We start from the raw sequence: 12575 nt of genomic DNA on the forward strand, positions 1-12575 counted from the left end.
CCCGACGGCAGATACAGCCCCGAATGGGGCAGATACAGAAACAGGAACTCGTTGCACATCCTCCAGAGGACATGCAACGAGTTCCTGTTTCTGCGTATGGGGCTGCCGGGCTACGCCCGACGATGGGTTATCTCACGCGGTACTTCCCGGCGGTGATGGTCTCGAGCGCGAGCGACTTGTAGACATTCTCGCAGCCGTCGTAGTTGTGCTCGCCCTCACCCTTGGGAAAACTGGTGCTGACGGGATTGGGCTTGGAGCCCCACCGCGTGAGTGTCTCTTCGTAGAAGAAGGCTATGCGGTGGTCGGCCTGGAGGTCCATGCTGCTGTACATCGACACAGTGGGGCTGACCTGATAATAGCCGTCCCAGCCCTCGGCCAGTGCGCGCACGTCGCGCATATCCGAGGCATCGGCAAGTTCCTTGTAGAATATGCTCACGTTGTTGCGGTCCGTGCCCGTGGGCACCGACTGGAGCATCACGTGCACGGGCTTGCCGTCGCTGGTGCGCACTGCCGGCACGATGAGCATCTCGCCATTGGTGGGGTTGGTGCTGGGCGTGAGCGCCATGCCGCTCATCGTGGCCTTGGTCTGCTCGTCCCATCTGCCGCTGCCTGTCTTGACATCGTCGTAGGTGAAAAGGTTGAACCACCGGCCTCCTGCCGTGCGGCTGGTGATGACGACGCGCCCGTCGGGCAGTTCCTCACACTTGGCCTCGTCGCCGTCGGGCACGGGCAGCGCCGAGGGTCCGCCGAGGGCAGCCCATGTGCGTCCGAAGTCATCAGAGTAGATGACGCGGTTGCCCTTGGGGCGGGCGGTGAGGGCTGCGTAGATGCGGTAGTAGCGACCCACCTTGACCACCCGGCTCTGGAATATCTTGCCTCCACCCACGAAGGCTGCATCTATGGGGTGGGTCTGGTCAAACAGGCCATAGATCGCCTCGGTCTGCTCTATCGGCTGCTGCCAGGTCAGGCCTCCATCCATGCTGCGTATGGCTGCAATGAGGTTGGGGTTATGACGGTTGGTGCTGGCGTAGCCATAGACGGTGCAGCCCGCCACAGCCATCATGAGCACCTCGTGGCTCTCGCGGTCCATCACGATGGCAGGGTCGCCATAGGCAGCCCCCATGGGCGTCTTGACATTGTTGATGAGCGAGGCGTCGCCCACCGCCGCTTCTATCTCACGCTCGCTCCATGTGGTGCCATTGTCGGTGCTTATCTTGACCACACAGTCTACGCGTCCGAAGCCTGGGTCGGTGCCGCAGACCAGACGGCCCACGCTCGCAATGAGGCGTCCGCCATAGCCACAGGTAATGCCCGGGATGCGGTAAGGCGCAACATCGATGCCGCCCTGGGCAGTACTGAACAGTATGGTGCCGTCGGCATAGGCAGAGAGTGCCAGTAGCAGCATGGCGAGGGCAGAGAGTATCTTCTTCATAAAGGGTTTGGATTAGAGATTAGCAATAATAGATGTTCGGATATCGGGGGCGGCTGCGGTGCCGCCCCCGAGGGGGAGAGACTACTTGCCGGTCATGATGCGGAGCACCATGTCGTCGGTGGCACACATCGCCTCCTTGCCTATGCTGGTAAGGTTGCGTATGGAGCGGTCTACGTCGGAGTCGATGATGCCCTCGGCGCTGGTCACAAACTTGCCCTCGCGCGCCAGCAGGGCTGAGAGCAGGGCTGTCGATACGCCCGAACATATCTTGAGTGAGCAACTGGGCTTGGCGCCGTCGCATATCATGCCCGTAAGGTTGGCTATCATGTTCTTGACGGCATGGCAGAGGTCGTCGTAGCTACCTCCCATGAGGTAGGTGATGCCACAGCTGGAGCCGATGCTCGCCACCACGCATCCGCAGAGGGCGCTGAGTCTGCCCAGGCTCTGCTTGATGTAGATAGCCGTGAGGTGGCTGAGCGTGAGGGCACGGATAAGCTCTTCCTCGGTATTCTCGTTTTCCTGGGCAAAGACTACCACGGGGTTGGTGGCACAGATGCCCTGGTTGCCCGAACCGCTGTTGCTCATCACGGGTATCATGGCGCCTCCCATACGTGCATCGCACGCCAGCGCAGTCTTGGATATGATGTGCGAGAACATGGTGTTGCCAAAGATACCATGGCTCAGAGGACGGTCCATGGTCTTGCCCAGACAGTGGCCGTAGTTGCCCTTGATGGACTCTTCGGCTGCACGCATGTTGAGGTCGCGGGTCTTGAGGATAAACTGCAACTCGTCGATGGGGGCGGTAAGGGCAAACTCGTAGACGAGCTTCATATTGAGCTTGACAGCCTCGTCTTCGGCCTCGTCGCCACGCCTGGTGCGGCGGTCGGTGATGACCTCGCCGTTGCGCTCCTCGAAGACGATGGCGGTATGGCCTCCCTCGATGATGGCTGTGGCGTGGTTGCCCGTCGTCTCGCAGATGGATTCGATATAGAGCTTGTCGCACTCGCCCTGCTTGAGCTGTATGTTGATGTGGTCGCCGGCGAGATACTGCTTGCCCCGCTCCAGGGTGGCGGGGGTGAGGTCCTTGAGCACCTCGAGCTGATACTCAGACTTGCCGATAAGGGCACCCAGCGCCACGGCTATGGGCAGACCTATCATGCCCGTTCCGGGAATACCTACGCCCATGGCGTTTTTCAGGATGTTGGCACTCAGAAAGAGCGTGATGCGCTCGGGTTCGCGGCCCAGTATCTCTGTGGCACGAGCCACACACAGGGCTACTGCCATGGGCTCGGTGCAGCCCACTGCCGGCACCACTTCGCGCGCCATGAGTGCCAGTATCTTCTCTCTTACACTATTGTCTATCATAATGTTTGTATTTGTTGTCGTATAGTTGGATTACAGTCCGCGGATGGTCTTGAGCAGCTGGTCGCCCATGCCGATGGTGTAGCCATGGCTCTCGAAGACCACGCGGTTGAAGGTGTCGCCGATGACAAAGAGGGGCAGCGGCGCTGTGTCGGCAAGCCGCATGCGCTGGCGCAGGTCGGCGGCTATCTGGCCGTCGGTGTCTACGCCCATGACCACCGTCGAGGGCAGTCCGGGGATGGGCGACTTGAGGTACTTCTGGTACTCGGCATCGCTGGCGAAGAGCAGCACGATGGTGCGGCCCCATGCCTCGAACTCGCTATGTCGCTGGGCGATGTCGCGGAGGGCGTGATTGGTGGGCTCCTGACCCACTCCGAGCACGCCCACTACAAAGTAGCCGCGTCCGGCGGTAAGGAGTATGCTCGTCTCGGCACCAGTGGCAGCCAGGCGGAAGCGTCCCTCGGAGTTGGCCGAACCGATGACGCTCACCTCGTTGGTGGCCTCTCTCACGGTGAGAGCCTGGCTCACGGGCTTGTGGGCTACGGGGAAGAAGTCGATATGGGCCTTGACGCTGCCGTTGGCAAGTCGGGTACCCGTGGTGAGCAGATAGTAGCCTGGCTCGACCTGGCAGCCCTGGGCAAAGAGCTTGGACCAGCGCGCACCTTCATCATAGTTGAGCAGACCGAAGGTGCCGTCGCTCTGGTAACGGCTCAGCGTGAAATGGGTATAGTATTCGGGGTCGTCGAGATGACGCTGTGGAGTAAAGGAGAGGGTAAGGGGCGTGGTGGCGGTGACGGCGGGGGCAGCAGAGTCGAAGTTGACCGACATCGTGGCATCGCCCCGACGGTAGTAGACATTGCCGGTGACGCCGTCGACCCAAGCCTCGATGCCCTGGGTACGGCAGAGGGCGGTGAAGAAGACCTTGAGCGAGCGCAGGTCGGCAAGACGCGAGCGCAGCACACCGACGGGGGTGGTGAAGGTACCCGAGGTGGCGAGGGTGTCGCATCGGGTGATGCTGTCGCGGCAGAAGGCGATCGTGGCGTCGACATCGCCCCAGCGCGAGCCCAAGACGGGGCGCAGGGCACAGGCAAGCACGCTGCGGTAGGGGGTGAGCCACTCTTGCGACACGCGCGGCGCCAGCACATGGGCTACCGAGGCGTCGGCAGGAGTAAGGGAGAGCGCGTCGGTGAGCACCTCGGGGCTGACATCGCGCAAGTCCTTGTCGGTGAGGGTAGAGAGCAGGTCGAGGGCACGCGCCATCTGGCCGCTCTCGTCGGCTGCAACAAGGAAGGAGTGGATGGTGCGCCAGTTGCCTTCGGCCTTGACCATGAAGGAGCGGGCCCGGTCGCCCCAGCGGGTGGCTTGGTCGCCCACACCCTGCATGAAGGTGGCGCGGTAGGCGGCGCGGATGGAGTCTTCGATGGCAAAGCGGCGGTCGTTGTCGGCTCGCTGGGCTGGGGTGACGGTGGGTATCTGCGCATTCTCCTTGGGGGGAGTGATGTCGATATCAGCGCTGTGGCGCTCGCCAATCTTATGGTTGAGGGCAACGGTGACCATCGGCTCGCGGCCAAAGCTCACGCGGCTGTAGCCATAGGCCGAGCCGTGGGTGGCTATGACGAGCATATCGCCGTAGCCTGCCGAGAGCGACACCTGACCCTTGGCGTCGGTGGTCTGGATGGAGACGGGGAAGAACTCACCATAATTATATATGCGGTATTCCACGCGCGCGCCCTGGACAATGCGGCCCTTGGCGTCGGTGACCCTGACGGTGAGCGGGGCGGCTGGGGCGTAGTTGCTTATCACGTTGATTTCGGTGTAGTTGGCTGTGCGGCGCATCACCTCCTCTGGCCCGTTGTAGCGGCCAAACACCTTGGTGTGCATCAGCATGCCGCGGCTGGCTGGGGCATTGAACCAGCCCAGGTTGAGTACCGGTTCGGGCTCGCAGGCACCAAGGAAATACCAGCGACCGTCGACCCAGGCTTCGACCCAGGCATGATTGTCGTCGGTATGTGCCCATCGCGGAGTATAGACCTGGCGCGCGGGGATGCCCACCGAGCGCAGGGCTGCCACCAGGAGCGTGGACTCTTCGCCGCAACGGCCCCAGGCGGTGCGCACCGTGGCAAGCGGCGACGACGTACGTGCATCGGACGGCTGATAGTTGGCCTTCTCATGGCACCAGTGGTTGACTTCGAGCACGGCGTCGTAGAGCCGGCGGCCTCGAACGCGTGGAAGAAGTTCGCGCTGGAAGACCAGGCGTGCGGTATCGAGGTTCTCGTTGTTGACACGGATAGGCAGAACGAAGTGGCGGAAGACCTCGTCGGGCACCTGCCAGCCCACTTGGGCGCGCACATTGAGCGTGGCGCGCACCTGGTTGAGGAAGAAGTCGCCGTCGTAGTCGGCTATGTCGTTGACGGGCATGTAGGCGTAGAGGAAATGCATGGCGTCGCGCTCACCGTCGGTCATAGGCCGATGGAAGATGTCGAAAAGATGTCCATGGGTAAGCACCGCCTTGCGGGCATTGAAGTCGGCGAGAGTCTGGGAGGTCTGCGCCTTGGCTCCCATCGTGCAGAGCAGGAGCAGGGTAATGAGTAATCTTGTCATAGTCACTGTCTTATTGGCCACAGAGGGCTGAGATGGTGTCGGCCACGCGTCGCGAGGTGGTAACCATCCTTGTATATTCGTCTATATCATCGCTGCCCATCTTGACCTCGCTGTTGCGGGTGCGCATGGCACTCTTGACGGCTTCGCGGGCAGAGAAATGGAACTCCCGGGCACCCGTGAGCTGGGCTATGCGGGCAATATTGGTCTCGCAGACGCCGCAGCCGGGCATGATGATGATGCGTCCGGCAGCCTGGTCTACCAGCTGTCGCAGCAGGGTGGCTCCCTCGAGCGCCGTGGGCTGCTGGCCCGACGTGAGCACGCGCTTCACGCCCAGGGAGATGAGCTGCTCGAGCGCTTCCTGCGGTCTCCGGCATCGGTCAAAGGCACGATGGAAGGTGACAGGGATGCCCTGGGCTGCATCCATGACCGCCTCCATCAGCCGCAGGTCGATATCGCCGTCGGCGGTGAGGGCTCCCGTCACGATGCCGTCGACCTGGAGCGGTCGCAGGGTATCGATGTCGGCAAGGAGCGTGGCTGCCTCAATCGGCGAATACAGGAAATCGCCGCCACGGGGACGCACGATGACATTGAGCTTGATATCCAGATTGTGGCGGGCGTACGCAATCGCTCCGAAAGAGGGAGTAGTGCCTCCCTCGGGTATGGCGGCGCAGAGTTCTACACGGTCGGCGCCTCCACGTTGGGCTGCGAGACAACTCTCGACTGAGTTGGCACACACTTCAAAGGTATAATCTTTTCGTAACATAGACTGTTTAAGTTTTCGAGGTTGTAAAGATAGTAATAATGGTGATTATGACCAAACTTATCACCAAAAAAGTAAGTACGGCGGGCTGAATATCCGTCTCATGGACCCGCTGCAGAGTCGCCAGTGCACTCCCCCGCCCCATGGGCTACATGGCGACGGGGCGCGGAGTGGTGCGGCTGAGTCGGCGGTAGACCCACAGGTAGGCGGGGATAAGGAAGAGCACGGCAGCGAGCCATGCGGTGGGGTCGCCGAAGCACACTCCGGTGAAGTGGAAGACTGGCACAAGCCACAGGCTCACTCCGCTGCGCGCAATCATCTCCATCACGCCGCTCAGCATGCTCAGATTGCTGAAGCCCATGCCCTGGATGGAGTAGCGGAAGATGCAGAGCAGTCCGACGATGACGAAGAAGTAGTTGTTGATACGCATAAACTGGGCAGCCAGAGCCACTATCTCGCTCTGCCCACTGTCTACGAAGAGCATCATAAGCTGGTCGGCAAAGGGGTAGATGACCGCCAGGGTGAAGACGGTATAGACCGCCATGATGGCCATGGCAGAGCGCACGCCGCGGGCTATGCGCCCTATCTGTCGGGCTCCCACATTCTGGCCGCAATAGGTAGCCATAGCCACGCCGATGTTCTCGTAGACACAGGTGAAGAGATACTTGATGCGCATAGACGCGGTGAAGGCTGCCACATAGGTGGTGCCCAGGGCGTTGTTGGCGCTCTGGAGCATGATGATGCCTATGCCGGTGATGGAGAACTGCAGTCCCATGGGGATACCGCTGTTGAGCAGATGTCCGGTCATGCTGTCGTGATAGGTCCACTCGTCGCCGTGGGGGATAAGCATCTTCAGCGTGCGGTGGATGTAAACCCAGCAGAGCACGGCAGCCAGCGCCTGGGAGAGCATCGTAGCGATGCCGGCGCCCTCGACGCCCATGCCCATACCGAGGATAAGTATCACATCGAGCACGATATTGACCATCGACGAGACGATGAGGAAGTAGAAGGGCTGACGGGAGTTGCCCAAGGCACGGATAAATCCCGAGAGGAGATTGTAGGCTATGGTGAAGGGAATGGTGAGAAACGTGAGCAGCAGGAAGATGTAGGCATCATGGAAGATGTCGTCGGGGGTGTTGACCACCCGCAGGATGCGGGCGCAGAATACCGCGGTGAGCATGGTGAGTATCACGCCGATGACGGCTCCTATGCGCAGCGAGTGGGCCACATAGGCGCGCATCTTGGAGTAGTCGTGCGCACCGAAGGTCTGCGCCACGGGGATGGCAAATCCCGCGCACGAGCCGTTGCAGAAGCCCATGATAAGAAAGGTGATGGACGAGCTGGCGCCAATGGCGGCAAGCGCTTCCACGCCGACCCACCGCCCCACGATGGCAGCGTCGATTACGAGATACATCTGCTGGAGTATGTATCCCAGAATAAGTGGTAACGCAAAGCGGAGTATGCCTTGCGTAGGAGACCCTACGGTCATGTCGGTGGTATTACCCATATTGTTGTTATCCTTTGTCCTTTAAGATACGGCGAATGGCCTCCATCTTGTTATGGCGGTCTATCGAGTAGGTATCGCCATGAGTCTCTACATAGTCATAGAGCCGGTAGGCCTTGTCGTAGAGCAGCGTACTGATCGGGACAGCACAGTAGGTGGCCTCGGCATAAAGCAGCTCGGCAAGCATGCCAAGTCTGCCGATACGCTCGTCATCAGCCCACTGGTCGTGGGCATAGACCATAGTCTCCTCGAGCGAGAGGTTGCGCACCAGGGTGTAGTCGCCCACATACTGACGGTAGAGGTCGGCCATCTCACGGTCGCGGCGCGCAGCGTCATGACGCCGCTCCATGAAGTTGGCCAACGCGCGGCCAAATTCTTCTATCATTCGCAGATAATAGTCCTTTTGTATCATGATTGGTTGTCGTGGTTGATGGTCTGTATATAGTCCCAGAGCTGACGGTAGAAGGGGTGGCGGGTCATGGTGTCGGCGTTGCCCAGGATGATGAGCTTCATACGGGCACGGGTGATGGCGACATTCATGCGGCGCAGGTCGCGCAGAAAGCCGATTTGACCGCTGTCGTTGGAGCGTACGAGCGAGATGAGGATGATGTCGCGTTCCTGACCCTGGAAGCCATCGACTGTGTTGACACTGATGAGGTGGCGGAAGGGTCTGAACGACTCGCGACGACGGATGAGCTGGCGCAGATACTGGACTTGGGCGCGGTAGGGCGAGATGATGCCTACGTCGATGCGCTCGTCGAGCACACGCTGGCGCCCTATCTTGTCAAAGTAGGCCTGGAGCGTGTCGAGAGTATAGCGTGCCTCGCCCTTGTTGATGCGACCGAAGTTGTCACCCACAAACTGCTCGCGGAAGGCAGTGTCGGCATCTTCGCCGTCGATGGCGGTGTCGGGCACAATCCACTCGATGGGGTTGTCGTAGTCGAGGATGCCTCGGAAGCGCACATCGGGCGCCGACTCCACGCGGCCCTTATAGAACCAGTCGCTGGAGAAGCGCATAATCTGCTCGTTCATGCGATACTGGGTCTGCAGCAGGGTGACAGCCTCGGGATGATTGCCCACGATGCGCTCCATGAGCGTCACACCGAGTCCGCCTTGCATGGCAGCCAGACTCTTCACCGTGGGAGGCAGCTGGCAGTGGTCGCCGGCAAAGACGATGCGCTGCACACGGCGGGCGGGTATCCAGCAGGCGGCTTCGAGGGCTTGGGCAGCCTCGTCGATGAACAGGGTGCCAAACTTCTGACCCTCCAGGATGCGGTTGGCAGCACCGGTGAGGGTAGAGGCTATCACGCGGGCTTCGCCGAAGAGCTGCCCGTTGATGCGCATCTCTATCTCGACGGCACGCTCACGCAGCCGGTCCATCTTCTGATGGAAGCTCTCGGTGTGGCGGCGCTGCCGGCGCAGTTCGCGGATGGCCTTGCGTATAGCCCAGAGCTGCGGATAGTCGGGGTGCGACTCGAAGCGGCGCTCATAGGTGAAGGCGAGCATCTTGTCGTTGACGCGGGTGGGATTGCCTATGCGCAGCACGTTGACGCCACGGTCCACGAGCTTCTCGGAAATCCAGTCGACAGCCATATTGCTCTGCGCACACACCAGCACCTGACTCTCGCGGCGCAGCACTTCATAGATGGCCTCAACCAGGGTGGTGGTCTTGCCCGTACCGGGAGGGCCGTGCACCACCATCACGTCCTTGGCCCTGAGCACCTCGTTGACGGCGTGCTGCTGGGTGGCGTTGAGCCAGGGCAGCTTGATGTCGTCGAAGGTGAAGCGCGCCGGAGCGGCATGGCTGTAGAAGAGGTCGCGCAGATAGGCCAGACGGTTGCCGCGGGCATGGACGACGCGGTCCAGGGCATCGGCCATAAGCCGGTAGCTGGTCTCGTCGAAGTAGAGCTGCACACCCACCTTGTCGCTGCAAGCCGACAGGGCGCCCACCCGTCCGTTGTCGGGCAGGGTGACGACCATGCGGTCGCCGTCGACATAGCTCACCACGCCGGTGAAGTCAAAGTAATGCAGACGGTGCTCACGGGGATGATGCTCGTCGGGCACCATGCGGAAGAAGGTGACGGGGCGGCCATACTCAAAGTTGTGCTCGATATCCTGGTTGTCGGTGCGGAAGACCTCGACAGCCAGTTGGTTGAGGGAATTGTAAAAGGTGTTGCCGACGCGCAGCGGCAGCCACACGTCGCCACGCTTCACCAGTCGCGCCACACCGCGTTCCTCGGTCTGCTGGCGAAATTCCTCTTTCTCCGTTTCATATTCCAGCCTGAGCAGCACGCGTTGCTGCTCCAGAGCCTGTATGGATGATATCTGCGTCATATACGCTGCAAAATTACAAATAATTGCTTATACAGAGTAACAAACGAATGAAAAAGTAACCACCCGCCCCGTCGCGGCGGAAGAGGAAAATGCACCGCCGCCGACAAATAATCGGACAAAAGGAATGGACGGCTCGATTTTTATTTGTATTTTTGCGGTCAGCGCCCATAGACTTGCCCCGGTCCGAGGCGCAGAGAGATTATCACCTACTAATTATAGACCTAATGCTGTACGCCATATATTTCATCTACGGCCTCTGCGTCATGTTCTACTTCATGATGGCGTGGCTCTTCTACCGCAAGGACAAGGAGTTGTTGTCAAGACTGGTCACCGTCTTGATGCTGGTCATCGGCATGCAGTGCCTCAAGGACCTCCTCTTCATCAAGCCCATAGCCGAGCTCGACGAGACCGACTGGATGATTATCACCTCGTCTGATGTGATAGCCATCCCGCTCTATGCCTTCACCCTCATCGAGCTGTGCAGCCCCGCCAGCCTCACCCGGCGCACCATCATCATCCACGAGCTGCTGTTCATCGTGCCTTTTGTCCTGTTCTTCATCACCCGCGACATCATCTACTACTATGCCGAGATACTCGAGGCCCTTGTCTATGGTCTCTGCTATACCATCTGGGCTGCTTTCGCCATCCCCAGATACCATAGAGAGCTGAAGCGACGCTTCTCCTACACCGAGAACATCAACCTCAACTGGCTGCGCGCCATCTTCCTCTCCTTTGTGCTCATGCTGGCGCTCTGGATAGCCGACAGTCTGCATGCGGGCTATTCGTTTGAGATACTCTATATGAGCTCTTCGCTGGTGCTATGGATGTTTATAGCTTATAATATGTATAAGCACGAGTCGGTGCTCGACGAGCTCTACGACGGTATGGACACCGACCCCACGCCCGCCGCCGACGCCACCGAGACCGAGATGTCCGAGATAGGCAGGCGCATCAGCCTGCTCTTCGACAAGGACCAGATTTTCCTCAACCCCAATCTCAAGGTGTCAGACATAGCCACCGCCATAGGCACCAACCGCACCTATGTCAGCGAGTTCTTCAACAAGGAAGAAGAGTGCAGCTTCTATGACTATGTCAACCGCGCCCGCATCGAGTACGCGTGTACCCTGCTCGACGGCTCCGATGCCAACATCATGAAGATAGCCGAGCTCTCGGGCTTCAACAGCTCACAATCGTTTATCCGAGTTTTCTCCAAGCTCAAAGGCATTTCACCCACCCGATATCGCAAGGACGGATGCAACTGAGCATCAGCCCTTTGTGAAATTGTTAATTATTTTTTTACGCATTGTTACCTCAGTTTATCCTTTGTGAACGATAAATTGAGAGATTGTTAACTGTCTTTGCTCCGCCATAGCTTATCTTTGCAACCGTAGAGACTACGCCGCTTACGACAACCATTACACATCACATAAATAACTAAACAGACTCAACACCTATGAAGAAACTTAAAACTATGGCTCTCATCGCCATGTGCATGCCCTTCCTGTCTGCATGTTCGGGAAGCGGCTCAGAAGACAACAGCCTGTATGGTGAGCTCCCCGACAGGTACGAACAGTTTGTAAAGGAGAAGGAGCAACTGAGGGAACAAGCCAAAGACATCAAGACCGAAGCCGAGAAGAAAGCCCTCATCGAGAAGTCTGAGAAGATGACGGAGACCTGGAAGGTCAAGATAGAGGAAAGCGCAAAGGCGCTCAACGGCAAGCCCATCAAGCTGGACGAATGTGGGTTCGACGTGACCACCCCGCTGTCGCTCGAGTTTACCGACTTCTTCAGCAAGTCAGACCTCGAGCCGTCGTTCCAGGTCAACGGCGAAGCCGTGGCTGCCTCTGACATCAAGACCGACCTCAAGTACGTCCTCGGCAACGAGCAGGTATATCTCGTAGGCTACGACGCCGAAGGGAAGCAGGTCTACAAGGTCTCTGTGGGCAGCATCGAGGTCGAGAAGGCCGACGGATGCTCGCTCGTCAAGGCAGGCACACCTGTCAAGTTCAGCAAAATCCACTTCGGTAGTGCCGCCATCAAGAAAGGATGCCGCGATGCCAAGACCTTCAAGCTCGAGGTGATGCGCCAATAAAGAGTTGTCAACGGCGGGCATAGGCCCACCCCTCCCGCCACAGTGTTACACATTAATAATATATATTATGGACAATCTGGTCAAATTCACCAAGCAATACAAGGCATCCCTCATCATCGCCATCGCCATCATCATGTTCATCCTCTTCGGCTTCTGCTCGGCAGTAGATGTGGCGGGCAAAACCAAGGTATGCGGACTGAAGATACTCTTCGAGGGCGACGGACTGGGATTCTCCCGCTTCCTCTCCGCCCTCATCCTCCTGGCGCCCATGCTGGTGGTCCTCGACGAGTCGACCAACCTGAAGCTCACGGCGAAGATGAGCCGCATACCCGCATCCTTCTTCTTCGGCATATCCATCGTCCTCTGCCTCTTCTTTGCCCACGTGCTGCCCTCGGGGTTTAAGCTCGCCTGGGCCAGCTGGCTCTACATGCTCGCAGGAGTCATCGGCATAGCCGTATGCAATATCGAGAAATTGACAAACAACTAACCT

The 12575-nt window shown here is 59.2% G+C and carries 10 protein-coding genes; 3 read left to right on the forward strand and 7 right to left on the reverse strand.

Going from position 1 to position 12575, the window contains the following annotated elements; genetic code table 11:
• Positions 1–127: 127 nt before the first annotated feature.
• The 7 genes from CIK95_RS02600 to CIK95_RS02630 all read right to left on the reverse strand — a co-directional run bounded on the left by CIK95_RS02600 (position 128) and on the right by CIK95_RS02630 (position 9993).
• A complete protein-coding gene (locus CIK95_RS02600) occupies positions 128–1432 on the reverse strand; it encodes a sialidase family protein (protein ID WP_094466178.1) in 1305 nt (434 codons plus the stop codon).
• Between the two features lie 81 nt (positions 1433–1513).
• Positions 1514–2797: a serine dehydratase subunit alpha family protein gene (locus CIK95_RS02605; protein WP_094421813.1), complete on the reverse strand. Its 1284-nt coding sequence runs from the start codon at positions 2795–2797 to the stop codon at positions 1514–1516.
• A 30-nt stretch (positions 2798–2827) separates the two neighbouring features.
• The gene (locus CIK95_RS02610) at positions 2828–5395 is read right to left on the reverse strand and encodes a transglutaminase family protein (protein WP_094466179.1); all 2568 of its coding nucleotides are present in this window, start codon (positions 5393–5395) and stop codon (positions 2828–2830) included.
• A gap of 10 nt (positions 5396–5405) precedes the next feature.
• Positions 5406–6158 (reverse strand): copper homeostasis protein CutC, encoded by a 753-nt coding sequence (locus CIK95_RS02615; protein WP_094466180.1) that lies wholly within the window; start codon positions 6156–6158, stop codon positions 5406–5408.
• 145 nt (positions 6159–6303) lie between these two features.
• Positions 6304–7662, reverse strand: a complete 1359-nt coding sequence (locus CIK95_RS02620; protein WP_094421807.1) for an MATE family efflux transporter — start codon at positions 7660–7662, stop codon at positions 6304–6306.
• A 7-nt stretch (positions 7663–7669) separates the two neighbouring features.
• Positions 7670–8071, reverse strand: coding sequence for a hypothetical protein (locus CIK95_RS02625; RefSeq protein ID WP_094386797.1), 402 nt, complete (start codon positions 8069–8071; stop codon positions 7670–7672).
• Positions 8068–9993, reverse strand: coding sequence for an AAA domain-containing protein (locus tag CIK95_RS02630; RefSeq protein WP_094386798.1), 1926 nt, complete (start codon positions 9991–9993; stop codon positions 8068–8070). The genes CIK95_RS02625 and CIK95_RS02630 overlap by 4 nt, the downstream gene beginning before the upstream one ends.
• 224 nt (positions 9994–10217) lie before the next feature.
• On the opposite strand from CIK95_RS02630, the gene CIK95_RS02635 reads away from it, so the two are divergent.
• The 3 genes from CIK95_RS02635 (at position 10218) to CIK95_RS02645 (ending at position 12572) form a co-directional block, all read left to right on the forward strand.
• Positions 10218–11255 carry an AraC family transcriptional regulator gene (locus CIK95_RS02635; protein ID WP_158214777.1) on the forward strand — a complete coding sequence of 346 codons (1038 nt, stop codon included), beginning with the start codon at positions 10218–10220 and terminating at the stop codon, positions 11253–11255.
• A 191-nt stretch (positions 11256–11446) separates the two neighbouring features.
• Positions 11447–12085, forward strand: coding sequence for a hypothetical protein (locus CIK95_RS02640; protein ID WP_022310501.1), 639 nt, complete (start codon positions 11447–11449; stop codon positions 12083–12085).
• A 67-nt stretch (positions 12086–12152) separates the two neighbouring features.
• The gene (locus tag CIK95_RS02645; protein ID WP_094386800.1) at positions 12153–12572 is read left to right on the forward strand and encodes a hypothetical protein; all 420 of its coding nucleotides are present in this window, start codon (positions 12153–12155) and stop codon (positions 12570–12572) included.
• Positions 12573–12575: the final 3 nt, after the last annotated feature.

Source organism: Prevotella sp. P5-108, from assembly GCF_002251385.1.
Classification (GTDB): domain Bacteria; phylum Bacteroidota; class Bacteroidia; order Bacteroidales; family Bacteroidaceae; genus Prevotella.

Bases quoted from the DNA above. Each gene is read 5' to 3' on its own strand.
- CIK95_RS02615 (WP_094466180.1), bottom strand. From the start codon at position 6,158: ATGTTACGAAAAGATTATACCTTTGAAGTGTGTGCCAACTCAGTCGAG.
- CIK95_RS02640 (WP_022310501.1), top strand. From the start codon at position 11,447: ATGAAGAAACTTAAAACTATGGCTCTCATCGCCATGTGCATGCCCTTC.
- CIK95_RS02645 (WP_094386800.1), top strand. From the start codon at position 12,153: ATGGACAATCTGGTCAAATTCACCAAGCAATACAAGGCATCCCTCATC.
- CIK95_RS02630 (WP_094386798.1), bottom strand. From the start codon at position 9,993: ATGACGCAGATATCATCCATACAGGCTCTGGAGCAGCAACGCGTGCTG.
- CIK95_RS02610 (WP_094466179.1), bottom strand. From the start codon at position 5,395: ATGACAAGATTACTCATTACCCTGCTCCTGCTCTGCACGATGGGAGCC.
- CIK95_RS02605 (WP_094421813.1), bottom strand. From the start codon at position 2,797: ATGATAGACAATAGTGTAAGAGAGAAGATACTGGCACTCATGGCGCGC.
- CIK95_RS02600 (WP_094466178.1), bottom strand. From the start codon at position 1,432: ATGAAGAAGATACTCTCTGCCCTCGCCATGCTGCTACTGGCACTCTCT.
- CIK95_RS02635 (WP_158214777.1), top strand. From the start codon at position 10,218: ATGCTGTACGCCATATATTTCATCTACGGCCTCTGCGTCATGTTCTAC.
- CIK95_RS02625 (WP_094386797.1), bottom strand. From the start codon at position 8,071: ATGATACAAAAGGACTATTATCTGCGAATGATAGAAGAATTTGGCCGC.
- CIK95_RS02620 (WP_094421807.1), bottom strand. From the start codon at position 7,662: ATGGGTAATACCACCGACATGACCGTAGGGTCTCCTACGCAAGGCATA.